The organism is Methylobacterium fujisawaense, from assembly GCF_039619325.1.
Lineage (GTDB): Bacteria > Pseudomonadota > Alphaproteobacteria > Rhizobiales > Beijerinckiaceae > Methylobacterium > Methylobacterium fujisawaense.
In genome coordinates this window covers 5,777,439-5,792,639 of record NZ_CP155000.1, presented here as the reverse complement: position 1 = coordinate 5,792,639, position 15,201 = coordinate 5,777,439, and the positions used below count along the sequence as shown (strand labels likewise).

General features: G+C 69.8%; 13 protein-coding genes and 1 tRNA gene. 9 read left to right on the top strand and 5 right to left on the bottom strand.

Features of this window, described 5'->3' with window-relative positions; translation table 11 throughout:
• Positions 1-116: 116 nt before the first annotated feature.
• Positions 117-193 (bottom strand) — tRNA-Pro (locus tag ABC766_RS27515).
• 152 nt (positions 194-345) lie between these two features.
• On the opposite strand from ABC766_RS27515, the gene ABC766_RS27510 reads away from it, so the two are divergent.
• The 9 genes from ABC766_RS27510 (at position 346) to ABC766_RS27470 (ending at position 11,047) form a co-directional block, all read left to right on the top strand.
• Positions 346-1,626 (top strand): glycosyltransferase family 1 protein, encoded by a 1,281-nt coding sequence (locus ABC766_RS27510; RefSeq protein WP_342141494.1) that lies wholly within the window; start codon positions 346-348, stop codon positions 1,624-1,626.
• A gap of 138 nt (positions 1,627-1,764) precedes the next feature.
• Positions 1,765-2,085: a rhodanese-like domain-containing protein gene (locus ABC766_RS27505; RefSeq protein WP_043380592.1), complete on the top strand. Its 321-nt coding sequence runs from the start codon at positions 1,765-1,767 to the stop codon at positions 2,083-2,085.
• Positions 2,086-2,230: 145 nt separating this feature from the next.
• Complete coding sequence (locus ABC766_RS27500) at positions 2,231-3,385, top strand: efflux RND transporter periplasmic adaptor subunit (RefSeq protein WP_043380594.1); 1,155 nt, start codon at positions 2,231-2,233, stop codon at positions 3,383-3,385.
• Positions 3,386-3,492: 107 nt separating this feature from the next.
• Complete coding sequence (locus ABC766_RS27495) at positions 3,493-6,690, top strand: multidrug efflux RND transporter permease subunit (RefSeq protein WP_345819964.1); 3,198 nt, start codon at positions 3,493-3,495, stop codon at positions 6,688-6,690.
• 106 nt (positions 6,691-6,796) lie between these two features.
• Positions 6,797-7,315, top strand: coding sequence for a hypothetical protein (locus ABC766_RS27490; RefSeq protein WP_043353149.1), 519 nt, complete (start codon positions 6,797-6,799; stop codon positions 7,313-7,315).
• 74 nt (positions 7,316-7,389) lie between these two features.
• Positions 7,390-8,169, top strand: a complete 780-nt coding sequence (locus tag ABC766_RS27485) for a lysophospholipid acyltransferase family protein (protein WP_043353151.1) — start codon at positions 7,390-7,392, stop codon at positions 8,167-8,169.
• A 132-nt stretch (positions 8,170-8,301) separates the two neighbouring features.
• Complete coding sequence (locus tag ABC766_RS27480; RefSeq protein ID WP_043380600.1) at positions 8,302-8,748, top strand: hypothetical protein; 447 nt, start codon at positions 8,302-8,304, stop codon at positions 8,746-8,748.
• Positions 8,749-8,885: 137 nt separating this feature from the next.
• On the top strand, positions 8,886-9,992 hold the full coding sequence (locus ABC766_RS27475; RefSeq protein ID WP_053610273.1) for a DUF2125 domain-containing protein: 1,107 nt from the start codon (positions 8,886-8,888) through the stop codon (positions 9,990-9,992).
• Between the two features lie 395 nt (positions 9,993-10,387).
• The gene (locus ABC766_RS27470) at positions 10,388-11,047 is read left to right on the top strand and encodes a phosphoribosylanthranilate isomerase (protein ID WP_345819963.1); all 660 of its coding nucleotides are present in this window, start codon (positions 10,388-10,390) and stop codon (positions 11,045-11,047) included.
• Positions 11,048-11,080: 33 nt separating this feature from the next.
• Here the strand turns inward: ABC766_RS27470 and ABC766_RS27465 are convergent, their stop codons facing one another.
• From ABC766_RS27465 to rpsA, 4 genes are all read right to left on the bottom strand, one after another.
• Positions 11,081-11,449, bottom strand: a complete 369-nt coding sequence (locus ABC766_RS27465; RefSeq protein ID WP_043351022.1) for a LapA family protein — start codon at positions 11,447-11,449, stop codon at positions 11,081-11,083.
• Positions 11,450-11,467: 18 nt separating this feature from the next.
• Positions 11,468-11,779, bottom strand: a complete 312-nt coding sequence (locus ABC766_RS27460) for an integration host factor subunit beta (RefSeq protein ID WP_043351019.1) — start codon at positions 11,777-11,779, stop codon at positions 11,468-11,470.
• 50 nt (positions 11,780-11,829) lie between these two features.
• Positions 11,830-12,792 carry a signal peptide peptidase SppA gene (gene sppA, locus ABC766_RS27455; RefSeq protein WP_287091478.1) on the bottom strand — a complete coding sequence of 321 codons (963 nt, stop codon included), beginning with the start codon at positions 12,790-12,792 and terminating at the stop codon, positions 11,830-11,832.
• Between the two features lie 344 nt (positions 12,793-13,136).
• Positions 13,137-14,849 (bottom strand): 30S ribosomal protein S1, encoded by a 1,713-nt coding sequence (gene rpsA / locus ABC766_RS27450; protein ID WP_043351014.1) that lies wholly within the window; start codon positions 14,847-14,849, stop codon positions 13,137-13,139.
• Between the last annotated feature and the right edge of the window lie 352 nt (positions 14,850-15,201).

The window sequence follows — 15,201 nt, the reverse complement described above, 5'->3', positions numbered from 1 at the left end:
TAAGGCAGCCCACGCCCTCGAGCGCCGGTGGCTTACTATTCGATTACCGAAGGGATCTTCCAGTAAGCCAGCCCGTCCGGTCGATGGGCTAAGTCATTGCCAAAGCAGGGAAAAAATGGTCGGAGTGGCCGGACTTGAACCGACGACCCCCTGTCCCCCAGACAGGTGCGCTACCGGGCTGCGCTACACTCCGACGCCGCTTAGGCTCGCGGCTCTTAGCCTCCGCGCAGCGCCCGCGCAACCCCTTCCGGCATCCGGGTTCCGCGCCGCGAGGCCGGCAGATGCTGGCACTTGCGGATCAGGACCGCTACGGGGAGCCCCCGCCCCGACGATTGCTAGAGGATCATGACGGACCGACCGATCGCCTTCGATCTCACGCGCCTCGTCACGCGCCTGCGTCACGCCAGCCCGTCCGGGATCGACCGCGTCGACCTCGCCTACGCCCGCGCCTTCCTCGGCTCGGCCGAAACAGGTGTCGGCGTCGTCTCCACAGCCGTCGGACCGCGCATTCTCGATCGCGCGCAGGCTCTGGAGATCGTCGAGGCGGTGGCGGCCGGCTGGGTCGAGGACCGGGACGCCGCCTCGGACCCGGTCTATCGGCGGCTCGCCGCCCTCTGCGGGGATCCGGCCGCGGGACAGGCATCCCTCTCGGAGACGCCGGCCAACACCGCCGACCGGCGGCGGATCCAGGCGCGGAAGACGCTCGACATCGCCCTGCGCGGCCGGTCGGTCGCCACGCTGCCCCGGGATGCGCTCTACCTCCACACGTCGCATCTGCGCCTCGACGATCCGCGGCGGTTCGACTGGCTCTACACGCGGCGGGACGTGCGGGCCGCCTTCTTCGTCCACGATCTGATCCCGATCACCCATCCCGAATACGGCCGGTCCGGCGAGGCCGACCGCCACCGGGCGCGCCTGCGCACGATCGGCCGGCACGCCGCCGCGATCCTGGTGAATTCGGAGGATACCGGCCGGCGCACACTCGCGCATCTCGCCGCCGAGGGGTTCGGCCGGCCGCCGGTGGCCGTGGGCCATCTCGGGGTCGAGCCCGCCTTCGGGCGCACGGGACCGCGGTTCAGGCCGGACCGGCCGACCTTCCTGGTCTGCGGCACCATCGAATCGCGCAAGAACCACCTGCTGCTGTTCCAGATCTGGCGGCACTTGGCCGAGCGTCACGGGGCTGCCACGCCCCGGCTCATCGTCGTCGGGCGCCGGGGCTGGGAGGCCGAGAGCGCGATCGACATGCTCGAACGCTGCCCTGGCGTGCAGGCCCATGTCATCGAGGCGTCGGGGTTGTCCACGCACGGGCTGGCCGCGCTGATGCGCAGCTGCACGGGATTGCTGATGCCGTCCTTCACGGAGGGCTACGGCATCCCCGTGGTCGAGGCCGCGGCTTCGGGTCTGCCGGTCATCGCCTCCGACATCCCCGTCCATCGGGAGATCGCCGACGGGTTCGCCCTGTTCCGCGACCCTCTGGACGGGCCGGGCTGGATCGAAGCGATCGAGGCGCTTGCGCAGCCCGCCGCGTCCCTGCGCGCCGAACTGGCGGGACGTCTGGACGGATATCGACCGCCGGACTGGCCCGCGCATTTCGCCGCCGTGACCCCCACCCTGGCCATGCTCTGACCGAGCCGTTCCGGTCCGATGTCCGGTCGCGCCGCCTGCGCGCCCGGCCGCACAAGTTGCGCCGCTCGGGTCTGACGAATAAGGAAAAGCGTCAGTCAACCAGCCTGGCCGAGAGCGGGCGGAACGGAGATCCTGCCGATGCGGGTGGTCGACCTCGATCGCGACACGGTCAAGCGCGGGCTCAGCGACGGCTCGATGCTGATCATCGATGTGCGTGAGCCGCACGAATTCGAGGCCGGGCACATTCCCGGTTCCGTCTCGCATCCCCTCTCCAGCTTCGATCCGCAGGCGGTGGCGGATCTCGTGGCCGCCGATGGTCGGCGCGCGGTCTTCTCGTGCGGCTCGGGCGTCCGCTCGATCCACGCGCTGATGGCCGTGCAGAATGCCGGACTCGATCTCGCCGAACACTACAAAGGCGGGTTCAAGGACTGGTACAGCGCAGGTGAGACGATCGCCTGACCTGCGGATTCAATCCGGTACACGAGACCGTGATGTGCGCTCGCGCACAAGCAACAGCGTGGCGCGCGGGTTAGGCCGCACCCGCGGCGGAACAATCGTCAAGCTCGGCGCGACCGCACGGTCAGCCAACGGACAGCAGGACCCGATGCGCAGCCGGCTTCCCAGCCTTCTCACCCTCTTGTCAGCCCTCGTCGCGGGTCTCGCGGCAGGTCCCCTCACCCCGGCGGCCCGCGCCCAGGCGCCGGGCGGGCCGCCGCCGAAGGTCACCGTGGCCAAGCCCGTGGTGCGCCAGATCGTCGAGCAGGACCAGTATACCGGTCGCTTCGACGCGATCGATTACGTCGAGGTCCGGGCCCGCGTCACCGGATATCTCGAGAAGATCAACTTCGTCGACGGCCAGACGGTGAAGAAGGGGGATGTGCTGTTCGTCATCGACCGGCGCCCCTACAAGGCGGCCCTGGAGCAGGCCCAGGCCGCGCTGGCCTCGGCCAAGGCGCGCCAGTCCTTCTCGCAGACGGATCTCGAGCGCGCGCAGACCCTGTCCCGCAGCGGCAACATCTCCGAACAGGTGACCGACCAGCGCCGGCAGGCCTCCCAGACGGCCCAGGCCGACGTCGACAGCGCGCAGGCCGCCCTCAACAACGCCCAGCTGAACTACGATTTCAGCGAGGTGAAGGCGCCCATCAACGGCCGCATCAGCCGGCGCCTCGTGACCGAAGGCAACATCGTCAGCGCCGACCAGACGATGCTGACCACGATCGTCTCGCTCGATCCGATCTATTTCAGCTACACGGTCGATGAGAAGGCGTTCCTCAAGTACCAGAACAGCCTCGGCATCGGGATGGGCCAGACCCAGCAGGGCAAGGGCGTGCCGATCCTGATCTCGCTGTCCGGCGAGGCGAAGCCGACCCGCAAGGGCACCCTCGACTTCGTCGACAACCGCGTCGACAACGCCACCGGCACGATCCTGCTGCGCGCCACCGTCCCGAACGCTGACCTGTTCATCAAGCCCGGCCTGTTCGGCATCGTCGCGATGCCGGCGACGAAGCCCTTCCAGGGCGTGCTGGTCCCCGACGAGGCGGTTGCCGCCAACCAGGACAAGCGCATCGTCTACGTGGTGGGGCCCGAGAACGTCATCCAGCAGAAGGATGTCGTGCTGGGACCGAAGGTCGACGGCTACCGGGTGATCCAGTCGGGGCTGAAGGGCGACGAGACCATCGTGGTCAACGGCCTCGCCCGGGTCCGGCCGGGGGCGAAGGTCACGCCCGAGACCGTCGAGTTGCCGCCGAGCAAGACCTGAGCCCGCGCGGCTCGTCACGAATGCCTTCGTGCGCGCCCCAGGGTGCGCCCCGCACCGACGACGCAGGGCCCCGTCCGGGAGACCGGCGGGCCTCAGAGGTTTGACCGATGCGTTTCGCCCATTTCTTCGTCGACAGGCCGATCTTCGCGTCCGTCACGTCGATCGTGTTCCTGATCCTCGGCTTCGTGGCCTACGAGAGCCTCCCGGTCTCGCAGTATCCCGAGATCGTGCCGCCGACCGTGACGGTGCGCGCCTCCTATCCGGGCGCCAATGCCGAGACCGTGGCCGCCACGATCGCGACGCCGATCGAGCAGGAGGTCAACGGCGTCGACAACATGCTCTACATGACGTCGTTGTCGACCAACGACGGCAACATGCTGCTGACCGTGACCTTCAAGGTCGGCACCAACCTCGATATCGCCAACGTGCTGGTGCAGAACCGGCTCTCGGTGGCGCAGCCGCGCCTGCCGCCGGACGTGCGCAACCTCGGCGTCACGGTGCGCAAGGCCTCCCCCGACCTGATGCTGGTCGTGCACCTGCTCTCGCCGAACAAGACCTACGACCAGAACTACCTCGCCAACTACATCTACCTGAACATCCGCGACGAGCTGCTGCGCCTCGACGGCGTCGGCGACATCACGATCTTCGGCGGCAACGAGTATGCCGAGCGCATCTGGGTCGATCCCAACAAGCTCGCCGCCTACGGCCTGTCTGTCACCGACGTCACCACGGCCCTGCAGGAGCAGAACGTCCAGGTGGCGGCCGGTCAACTCAACGGTCCGCCCGCGGCCAAGAGCGAGGCGTTCCAGCTCGTCGTTCAGTCGCAGGCGCGGTTCAAGACGCCCGAGCAGTTCGCCGAGGTGATCATCAAGGCGCAGGACGGGCGCCTCGTCCGGGTGAAGGACATCGCCCGCGTCGAGATGGGCCAGAAGGACTACACGACCAACTCGTTCCTCAACGACACGCCCGCGGTGGGCATCGGCGCCTTCCAGCGGCCGGGCACGAACGCCCTGGACGCGGCGGCGTCGGTCAAGAAGGTGATGGAGGAGGTCAAGAAGAAATTCCCGCCGGACGTCGAGTACCGCATCGCCTACAACCCGACGGAGTTCATCGAGGAATCGATCCACGAGGTCTACAAGACCCTGTTCGAGGCCGTCGGCCTCGTCGTCATCGTGGTGCTGGTCTTCCTCCAGAGCTGGCGCACCGCGCTGATTCCGGTGATCGCGATTCCCGTGTCGCTGATCGGCACCTTCGCGGCGATGGCGGCCTTCGGCTTCTCGCTGAACAACCTGACCCTGTTCGGGCTGGTTCTCGCCATCGGCATCGTGGTCGACGACGCCATCGTGGTGGTGGAGAACGTCGAGCGCAACATGGCCGAGGGCCTGTCGCCGGGGGACGCCGCCCACAAGACCATGGACGAGGTCGGCGGCGCGGTCATCGCCATCGCGCTGGTGCTCGCCGCGGTGTTCGTGCCCACGGCGTTCATCCCGGGCATCTCGGGCCAGTTCTACAAGCAGTTCGCGCTGACCATCGCGGCCTCGACGCTGATCTCGGCCTTCAACTCGCTGACCCTGTCGCCGGCGCTCTGCAAGCTGCTGCTGGTCCCGCATCATGCGCGCAAGGAGCCCAAGTTCTTCCTGACGCGGTTCGTGAACTGGCTGGCGAACGGCTTCAACCGCGCCTTCGACGCGACGTCGAACGCCTACGGCCGGACGATCCGCGTCCTGACCGGCGGCATCGTCGGCCTGGGCGTGATGCTGCTGGTCTACGCAGCCGTGATCGCCGGGACGCTCCATCTGGCGCAGACGACGCCCACGGGCTTCATCCCGGACCAGGACCAGGGTTACCTGATCGGCGTCGTCCAGCTCCCGTCCGGCTCGTCCCTCGACCGCACCACGGAGGTGTGTCTGCGCGCCGCCAAGCAGGCCCGGACCGTCGACGGCGTGGCCAACGCGGTGATCATCGCGGGCTTCGACGGCGCGACCTTCACCAACACGACCAATGCCGGCGTGATGTTCCTGACCCTCAAGGGGGCGAAAGAGCGCGCGGAGGTCGGTCGAAGCGCGGCCGTCATCACCGGAGACGTGCTGAAGGCCACCTCGGACATCCAGGAGGCGCGGGTCATCGTGATCCCGCCGCCGCCCGTCCGCGGCCTCGGCAACGGCGGCGGCTTCAAGATGCAGATCGAGAGCCGCCAGTCGTCGGATATCGGCCCGCTCATGGCCGCGGCCGGCGAGGTGATCGCTCAGGCCAACCAGAGCGCGGACGTGCAGCGCGTCTTCACGACCTTCGACAACTCGACGCCGCAGCTGTTCCTCGACATCGACCGTACCATCGCCCGGATGCTGAACGTGCCGCTGGCGAACGTGTTCTCGTCGGTCCAGGCGGATCTCGGCGGCACCTACGTCAACGACTTCAACACGCTGGGCCGGATCTATCAGGTGCGCCTGCAGGGCGACGCGGCGTTCCGCACCTCGGTGCAGGACATCTCGCAGATCAAGGTGCGCTCCTCCACCGGCGCGCTGGTGCCCATGGGCACCCTCGCCTCGGTGCGGGACGTGACCGGTCCGCAGATCGTGCAGCGGTTCAACCTCTACTACTCGGTCCCGGTCCAGGGCGTGGCCAAGCCGGGCGTCTCGACCGGTCAGGCGCTGACCGCCATGGAGGAGATCGCCAAGAAGGCTTTGCCCGACGGCTACTCCTACGACTGGACCGAGATCGCCTACCAGCAGAAGGCCGCGAGCGGCACCGCGGGCGCGGTCTTCGCCCTCGGCGTGCTGCTGGTCTTCCTCGTCCTCGCCGCGCAGTACGAATCCTGGGCGCTGCCGCTGGCGATCCTGCTGGTGGTGCCGACCGGGGTGCTGGCGGCGCTCGCGGGCGTGCAGTTCCGCCGCCAGGACAACAACATCCTGACCCAGATCGGCCTGATCGTGCTCATCGGCCTCGCGGCGAAGAACGCGATCCTGATCGTCGAGTTCGCCCACGACATCGAGCAGCGGGAGCATCGCGGCCCGGTGGAGGCGGCGGTGGAAGCCTGCCGCCTGCGCCTGCGCCCGATCCTGATGACCGCCTTCGCGTTCATCCTGGGCACCCTGCCGCTGGTGATCGCCACCGGCCCCGGCGCCGAGATGCGTCAGGCGCTCGGCACGGCGGTGTTCTTCGGGATGATCGGCGCGACCTTCTTCGGCCTGTTCCTCACGCCGGTCTTCTACGTGGTGATCCGCCACTTCTCGCTCTGGATCGGGCGGTTCCGGAAGAAGCACACCCACGGTGATTCCGGCGGCGCCGCGCCCGCCCACGGCTGACGGGCACCCTTTCGGCTGCCGTATCCTGGAAGCCGCGCCGGATCCGCGAGGATCGGGCGCGGCTTTCGCGCGACGGGCGGGCGCGCCCGGTGTAGAGGCTGGCGCCATGCACGCCCTCGGTCGCCTCATTCTCGGGGCCTTCGCCCTCCTGCTCGCTGTTCCGGCAGGCTTCGTGGTTCTCGTCCTGGCGCTGCTCGTCGATCCGGCCGCGCAGGCCTGGCTGAGCGGCGGGGCGCTCGCCGGCCTCGACATGGCCCTGTCGGACCTCTCGGCCGGGCTCCCGCCGGAGGGACTCGCCCTGTTCGTCGCCGGCCTCGCCAAGGCGCTGTTCGTGCTGCTGTTCGTGCCCCCGGCCCTGATCGGTCTCGGCGGGGAGATCCTCGGATGTCGCGGCCTCCTGTGGTACGGCGCCGGCTGCGGCCTGCTCACCGCCGCCCTCCCCTGGCTGACGCGCGGCGCGCTCCGGTCCGGCGGGGCGACCCGGGATGCCGCCCTCCTCGCCGGCGAGGTGCGCCTGACGCTGATCCTGTTCGTGGTCGGTGCGAGTGCGGGCTTGGTCTACTGGCTGGTCGCGGGGCGCGGCGCCGGGCGCATCCGCGAGGCCGACCTCTCCGAGGATGCCTGACGGCTCCCGGCGACGTCGCCCTTGGCCGCGGACACGCGGGCGCGCTACAGGAGGCCGCTACGACACGGTATCCGATGCTCGCCCTGCGCTCCCTCGCCTTCAACATCTGCTTCTACGCCGTCACGGCGGTCCTGGCGGTCGCCGGCCTGCCCATGCTGGTCTCCGGCCGGTCGGTTCTGCGGCTGGCCCGCGCCTGGGGGCGGATCACCCTGTGGCTGCTGCGCGTCGTCGCCGGAACGCGGGTCGAGTTCCGTGGGCTGGAGAACATCCCGACGGGTCCCCTGCTGGTGGCGGCCAAGCACCAGTCGGCCCTTGAGACCCTGGCCCTCTGCACGGTGCTGCCGAACTTCGCCTACGTCCTGAAGAAGGAGCTGCTGCTGATCCCCCTGATCGGCTGGTATCTGTCGCGCAGCGGCATGGTGGCGATCGACCGGTCCAAGGGCACCCGGGCCATGAGCCTGATGAATGCCGCGGCCGGCGCGGCGATCCAGGACGGGCGCCAGCTCATCATCTTTCCCGAGGGCACCCGCCGGCCGGTCGGCGCGCCGCCCGCCTACAAGCAGGGACTCTCGCATCTCTACACCGCCCTGAAGGTCCCCTGCCTGCCCGTCGCGCTGAACACCGGCCTGTTCTGGTCGCGCAACAGCCTCGTGCGCCGGCCGGGCACGGCGGTGATCGAATTCCTGCCGCCCATCCCGCCCGGCCTGCCCCGCCAGGAGTTCCAGGCGCTGGTCCAGGACCGGCTCGAGACGGCCTCGAACGCCCTCGTCGACGGTGGCCTCGCAGGCTGCGCGGCAGACGGCCACGCCGTACCGGCGGACGAGGCACCGGCCGTGGCCGCGCCGCGCCGCTGAGCCCCGCGCAACCGCCGCGTTCCGTCCCGAGGGGCGCTGCGCCGGCTTGTGGATAACGGGCATCGTCGCCACATCTGCCCTTGGGAACGTCGCGCTTGACGCCTGTGGATATCGCGCGTTAGGTTGGAACAAATGGCGAACAGAAGAGCCCTGTCCTGGTCGGCCGCGCTCCGCGACCTGAAGGACGATCGCACCCGGAGGCAGGATGTGCGTGAAGAACGCCTCAAGACGACCGCAGGTCTGCGCGGCTCGCCCGCGCTTCCCCTTTCGGCCTGGCGCGGCCGTTCCGGCCGCCGCTACGTGGTCGGGGTTCATCCGGCCGGGGGCTTCGACCTCGACGAGATGGCCCAGGCCGTGGTGATCGCCGTCCGCCGGGACAATGCGGGCATCGCCGAAATGGTCTCGGTGGCCAGCTCCAGCGAGAGTCCGCGCGATCATCTGCGGCGGACTTGGCTCGACCGTGTCCGCCGCCGGGGCGCCACCGAAATGCACGTGCATCGCCTGGCCGAGAACGACGTCGAGCGGGTGGCGATCGTCGAGGATCTGCAGGTCGACACCGTCGAGCCGGCGCAGGTCTGACCGGAAACGCGACGCGCGCGGACGGATCACGTCCGCAGCGGTCGACCCGGGCCGGCGCTGCCCCAGTTTCGCCCCTTGCATGGCCTCAAGGCGAGGCCGCGATGTCCCTGCGGGGATCGGGTCGGGGAGCGGAGCGCATGGTGCAGGATCGGACGCGGCCGGAGGGTGCCGACCAGACAGCCCCGGTGGGGCGCGCGCGGCGATCCCGGCTCGGGCTGTTCCTGCCCTACATCCTGCTCGCCCTCGTGGTGGCGGGCTGGTCGGCCGGCTGGCTGTGGATGCGTGAGCGCGCGGCCGCCGAGATCGACGGCTGGATCGCCCGGGAGGCGTCGGCCGGGCGCACCTGGACCTGTGCGGACCGCTCGCTCGGCGGCTACCCGTTCCGGCTCGAGCTGCGCTGCAGCGCCGTCACGCTCGACCGTGCCGACGGACGCTTCCGGCTGGGACCGAGCACCGCGGTGGCGCAGATCTATCAGCCGCGCCTCGTCGTGTTCGAGAGCGCCGGCCCGTTCCATGTCGAGCAGGGCGCGCTGACCGGAGACGCGTCCTGGTCCGCGCTCCAGGGCAGTTTCCACGGCGCCGCGGATGGCTTCACCCGCGCCTCTCTGGTCGTCGACAATCCCGATGTCACCGTGAAGGGGGCAGAGCCCGGTCCGATCGCGGTTGCGGGCCGGCACCTCGAACTGCACGCCCGGCCGAGCCCCGGCCGTTTCGATTCCGACGGTGCGGTGGATCTCAGCCTGCGCCTGAATCAGGCGGCGGTGCCTCAACTCGATGCCCTTACCGGAACACGGGATCCGGTCGATCTGGCCCTTGATGCGAGCCTGACGCAGGCCACCGTGTTGCGGACCGGGACGGTGGCGCGCGAGCTGGAGCGCTGGCGCCAAGCCGGCGGCAACCTGGACCTGACGGCCCTGTCGCTGGCCAAGGGCGCACAGCGCGTTCAGGCGAAGGGCACCCTCGCCCTCGATGCCGCGCACCGCCCGGCGGGCCAGATCGACCTGCGGGCGGCCGGCGTCGACGCGCTGGTCGGCAGCATCGTCGGCCAGCGCTTCGGCTCGGATCGGGGCGCGCTGGTCGGCCAGCTGGTCGGCGGCCTGCTGGGGCTGGCCCAGCGTCCGAACCCGGACGCGCCGGCCGACGCGACACCCCTCAAGGCGCTCCCACCCCTGCGGCTCGTCGACGGGAAGGTGGTCTTCAGCGGATTTCCGATCCCCAACGTCTTCGTGCCGGCGCTGTATTAGGCGGCTCTCGGTCTGAGGGGGCCTCTGACACGCCCGGACAGGCGCGTGGTCGGCGCAAGACGATGCACCGCGCTCTTCCCCGCCTGTCCGGGCTCATGGCCGCGCGCATCGGACACCCTGGCTCACCATCGATGTCCTGCGCCGTCAGTCCGGGGCGTTGCCGGCGAGACCGGCATGGAAAGGCGCTCGTGGTGCAGGATCTCGTGGTGCAGGATCTCGCCGCCTCGGCGCGTCGGGATCCCGGGCGCCGCTGCGGGTCTACGGGATGACCGCGCAGCGCGACGGCACGTGTCGCCCTGCGCGCGATGCCTGGTTCGTCGGCGTGGGCGCGGATTGCAGCAACGGGCCTGTCGCACGGGCCTGCTCGGCGACGCCGGATCGGCTATAGGAGGCCCATGGCCTCATCCGCGTCCCCGACCCGTATCAAGATCTGCGGGCTCAGCACCGAAGCGACTCTGACCGCCGCTCTGGACGCCGGGGCGGACTGGATCGGGCTCGTCCACTTCCCGCGCAGTCCCCGGCACGTGGCGCTGGAGCAAGCGGCCGCCCTGTCGGCCCTCGCCCGCGGGCGGGCCGAGCGGGTGATCCTGCTGGTCGATCCGGACGACGCTCTGCTCGCCGCGGCCGTCGCGGCGGTGGATCCGGATCTCATCCAGCTCCATGGGCGCGAGAGCCCGGAGCGCGTCGCGGCGATCCGCGCCCGCGCTGGCCGGCCGGTGATGAAGGCGCTCGGCATCGCCACGCCCGCGGATCTCGCCGTCCTGCCGGCCTATGCCGCGGTCGCCGACCGGATCCTGCTGGATGCCAAGGCGCCGCCGGATGCGGCCCTGCCGGGCGGCAACGGCCGATGCTTCGACTGGGAGATCCTGCGCGGCGCCGCGCTTCCGGAGGGCACCATGCTGTCGGGCGGCCTCGATGCCGGCAACGTTGCCGATGCCATCGCCCGAACGGCACTGGGCGCCGTCGATGTCTCGTCCGGGGTCGAGACGGCGCCGGGGGTGAAGGATCCGGCGAAGATCGCGGCCTTCGTGGCGGCCGCGCGGCGGGCGCGCTGAGGTTTCCGCCTCAGCGCCGCGAACGGGAACCGCTCAGCGCGGCGCGGGCAGCGCGGTCCGGCCCGTATTCGGGACCGTATAGGTGCCCGCGGTCTCGCTCTCGGGCGCATAGGTGCGCAGCCGGGTCGCCTCGCGCTCGTACCGGACGGCCTCGCGGCGATGGTAGCGCGCCCGGGCGCGGGTCTTGCCCTGGCCGAGCCACGTGAAGATGCCGCCCACCACGATGCCGAGGGCCACGGCGCCGAAGAGGATCGCGTAGAGCGGAAGAGCGACGCTGAAGACCGGCGCGTCCGCGTTGAACGGATCGAAGGAGAGCTGCACCGGCGCGCGGTTGGCCACCGCCAGCAGGATCACCAAGGCGGCGATCGGCAGCAGCACGAGGCTCTTCAGGAAACGGATCATCGCGCTTACAGGTCCTTCCTACTCGGCGGCCGAGGCATTCTCGCCGATCCCGGCGGCGTTGAGGCGCTGGCGCATCTCCTTGCCGGTCTTGAACACGGGGATTGCCTTCTCGGACACGGCAACGGCGGCACCCGTGCGCGGGTTGCGTCCCCGACGCGCCTCCCGGCGCTTCACCGAGAAGGCCCCGAAGCCGCGCAGTTCCACCCGGTCGCCGCGGGCCAGCGCATCGGAAATGGTGTCGAGGATCGCGTTGACCAGGATCTCCACGTCACGCTGGTAGAGATGCGGGTTCTGCTCGGCGATCCTGAGGACGAGCTCCGACTTGATCATGGCGTGGAATCTTCTCGCGGGATCGGGGCGGGCTGCGCGGTGGCGGTGGTTCAGGGTTCCGGACGCCAGAGGGCGAGCATCCCACCCCGGGCGGCCTGTGCCTCGGCCCCCACGGTCCGAAGGCGCGCCGCGAGGCCGTCCAGGCCCAGGAGGTCGGCGCCGATGCCGGCCGCGGACCACAGGGTGAACCGGCTCTCCGTCGCGGGCTTCCAATCCTTGATCGGCAGGTTCGTCTGGACGCCGCGGGCACTCTCCAGCCACGCCACCGCCTGACGCTCGCCGCCGAGCTCGTCGACCAGCTTCAGCGGGATACTCTGGCGACCGCTGAACACCCGGCCGTCGGACACGGCGCCGAGTTGCGCCGGATCCATGCCCCGGCGCTCCGCGACGAGGCCCTTGAACCACGCATAGGTGTCGCCGACGACGGAGGCCAGGGCGGCGCGCGCCTCCGGCGAGGTCGGTGTGAAGCCCGACGGCTCGGCCTTGAGCGGCGACGACTTCACGGACTCGACCTTGACGCCGACCTTGTCCAAGAGCCCCGAGAAATCGGGATACTGGAACAGCACGCCGATCGATCCGACCAGGCTGGTCTCACGCGCGACGATGTGATCGGCCGCGATGGCCGTGATGTAGGCCCCGGACGCGGCCGTGCCGTCCACGAAGGCGACGATCGGCTTCTTGGCGGCGAGCGTCCGGAGGTTGCGGAAGATCTCCTCCGACCCCGTGGTCGTGCCGCCGGGCGAGTTGATCGAGACGATCACGCCCTTCACCGCATCCGAATCCCCCACCCGCTTCATCAGCTTGGCGGTGGCCTCGCTCCCGGCGATGAAGCCGGAGACGGAGATGCGGGCGATCTGCGGCTGCACCGCGAATGCGCCTTCGACGCCCGTCCGCGCCCGATAGCCCAGGGCACCGACCGCCACGATGAGGCCGCCGACGCCGAGCACGCGCCAGAGGGACAACCTGCGACGCAGGCGCCGCCGGTCAATCAGCAGTTCGGCATCGGCTGCCATGCTGTCGCTTCCCCTAAAGCCCCCCGGCCGGCCCCCTCGACGGGATGCGGGCGCATCGCGCTCGCGCCGGGCAAGTCCTTGGTTTCCTTCGGCTCGCTCGGTCCGCGCCGGGCGAGGCCGGTGTTCTAGAGCATTTTCCGCAGGCGTGGATACGGGGCGCGCGAAGAAAATGACCGGGTGGCCCGTCCCTGTCGTCCCGGACGGGGCGACCCCGCCGGCGCTCCGCCATCGTCAACCTTGAATTGCTGGGCGCAAAAAAGAACCCGCGCAGGACGTCGGTCCTGCGCGGGTGTCCGAATCCGGGGATCCGCCGCCCGGACGGGCCGGGCGGCGGGATCGGCGTCTTACTCGTCGTCGGAGCGCTTCTTGTTGAAGGCGGCGCCGAGGATGTCGCCGAGCGAGGCGCCCGAATCGGCGGAGCCGAACTGGGCCATGGCCTCCTTCTCCTCGGCGACCTCGAGGGCCTTGATCGAGACCTGCACGCGGCGGGCCTTCCGGTCGAACTGGACGACGCGGGCGTCGAACTTCTCGCCGGCGGCGAAGCGCTCGGGACGCTGGTCGCCGCGGTCGCGGGCCAGCTCGGCGCGGCGGATGAAGGTCTGCATGTCGGTGTCGACGATCTTCACCTCGACGCCGGCATCCTTCACCTCGACGACCTCGCAGGTGACGATCTGGCCCTTCTTGATCTCGCCGGCCTCGGCGAAGGGGTCACCGCCGAGCTGCTTCACGCCCAGGGAGATCCGCTCCTTCTCGACGTCGACGTCGAGAACCTGGGCGCGGACCATGTCGCCCTTCTTGAACTCCTCGATGACCTGCTCGCCGGGACGGTTCCAGTCGAGATCCGACAGGTGGACCATGCCGTCGACGTCGCCCTCGAGGCCGATGAACAGGCCGAACTCGGTCTTGTTCTTGACCTCGCCCTCGACCTCGGAACCGACCGGGTGCTTCTCGGCGAAGGCTTCCCAGGGGTTCTGCAGGGTCTGCTTGAGGCCCAAGCTGATGCGGCGCTTGACCGGATCGACCTCCAGGATCTGCACCTCGACCTCCTGGGAGGTGGAGACGATCTTGCCCGGATGGACGTTCTTCTTGGTCCAGCTCATCTCGGAGACGTGGATCAGGCCCTCGATCCCCGGCTCCAGCTCCACGAAGGCGCCGTAGTCGGTGATGTTGGTCACGCGGCCCTTGAGCTTGGCGCCCTCCGGGTAGCGGGCGGCGATGCCCTCCCACGGATCGGCCAGGAGCTGCTTGATGCCGAGCGAGATGCGGTGCGTCTCGTGGTTGATCTTGATGATCTTGACCTTGACCGTCTGGCCGATGGTCACGACCTCGGACGGATGGTTCACGCGGCGCCACGCCATGTCGGTGACGTGCAGCAGGCCGTCGATCCCGCCGAGGTCGACGAAGGCGCCGTACTCGGTGATGTTCTTGACGACGCCGTCGATGACCTGACCTTCCTCAAGGTTGGCCACCAGCTCCGAGCGCTGCTCGGCGCGGCTCTCCTCGAGGACGGTCCGGCGCGACACGACGATGTTGCCGCGGCGGCGATCCATCTTGAGGATCTGGAACGGCTGCGGGGTGCCGAGCAGCGGGGTGACGTCGCGGACCGGGCGGATGTCGACCTGCGAGCGCGGCAGGAACGCCACGGCGCCGTCGAGGTCGACGGTGTAGCCGCCCTTGACCTGGTTGAAGATCGTGCCGGTGACGCGGTCGTTGTTCTCGAACGACTTCTCGAGCTTGACCCAGCTCTCCTCGCGGCGGGCCTTGTCGCGCGAGATGACGGCTTCGCCCAGCGCGTTCTCGATCCGGTCGACGTAGACCTCGACCTCGTCGCCGACCTTCAGCTCGCCCTCGCGGCCGGGACCGGTGAATTCCTTCAGCGCGACACGGCCTTCCGTCTTGGCGCCGATGTCGATGACGGCCACGTCCTTCTCGATCGCGACGACGCGACCCTTGACGACGGAGCCTTCTGTGATCTCGTGTTCGAGGAAGCTCTCCTCGAGGAGGGCTGCGAAATCCTCGCGGCTCGGGCCACGCCCCAGAGCGGTACCTGCGGTCATTCTGTCTCCTGAACGGCCTCCATCGGAGGCCCGTTGCGTCGGCGGCTCGCGTTGCAGGCGCCCCCGGTTCGCCGCGGCCTTCCCGGAGTCTTTCGGGAGAGGCGGCCGGTCCCGCGGGACCCGGCTTGCCGACGCGTCGATACGGATGACGAGGGCGGTCCAGCCGGAAACCTGGCGGGCGCACCGGAAAGACGGGCGCGCGAGAGGGGATCCGGGAGGACGCGGGTCCCTTACAACATCGGCCTTGCGACTTCAACCGATTAGGGTTTTAGCCTCGCCGGGCGTCGGATGGCCGCGGCGCAGGTGCGGTCTTGCGTGCGGTCTTGCCGCCGGCTGCGGATGTGGCAAGTCT

Coding starts and splice junctions, on each gene's coding strand:
- ABC766_RS27510 (WP_342141494.1), top strand. CDS start 346: ATGACGGACCGACCGATCGCCTTCGATCTCACGCGCCTCGTCACGCGC.
- ABC766_RS27505 (WP_043380592.1), top strand. CDS start 1,765: ATGCGGGTGGTCGACCTCGATCGCGACACGGTCAAGCGCGGGCTCAGC.
- ABC766_RS27500 (WP_043380594.1), top strand. CDS start 2,231: ATGCGCAGCCGGCTTCCCAGCCTTCTCACCCTCTTGTCAGCCCTCGTC.
- ABC766_RS27495 (WP_345819964.1), top strand. CDS start 3,493: ATGCGTTTCGCCCATTTCTTCGTCGACAGGCCGATCTTCGCGTCCGTC.
- ABC766_RS27490 (WP_043353149.1), top strand. CDS start 6,797: ATGCACGCCCTCGGTCGCCTCATTCTCGGGGCCTTCGCCCTCCTGCTC.
- ABC766_RS27485 (WP_043353151.1), top strand. CDS start 7,390: ATGCTCGCCCTGCGCTCCCTCGCCTTCAACATCTGCTTCTACGCCGTC.
- ABC766_RS27480 (WP_043380600.1), top strand. CDS start 8,302: ATGGCGAACAGAAGAGCCCTGTCCTGGTCGGCCGCGCTCCGCGACCTG.
- ABC766_RS27475 (WP_053610273.1), top strand. CDS start 8,886: ATGGTGCAGGATCGGACGCGGCCGGAGGGTGCCGACCAGACAGCCCCG.
- ABC766_RS27470 (WP_345819963.1), top strand. CDS start 10,388: ATGGCCTCATCCGCGTCCCCGACCCGTATCAAGATCTGCGGGCTCAGC.
- ABC766_RS27465 (WP_043351022.1), bottom strand. CDS start 11,449: ATGATCCGTTTCCTGAAGAGCCTCGTGCTGCTGCCGATCGCCGCCTTG.
- ABC766_RS27460 (WP_043351019.1), bottom strand. CDS start 11,779: ATGATCAAGTCGGAGCTCGTCCTCAGGATCGCCGAGCAGAACCCGCAT.
- sppA (WP_287091478.1), bottom strand. CDS start 12,792: ATGGCAGCCGATGCCGAACTGCTGATTGACCGGCGGCGCCTGCGTCGC.
- rpsA (WP_043351014.1), bottom strand. CDS start 14,849: ATGACCGCAGGTACCGCTCTGGGGCGTGGCCCGAGCCGCGAGGATTTC.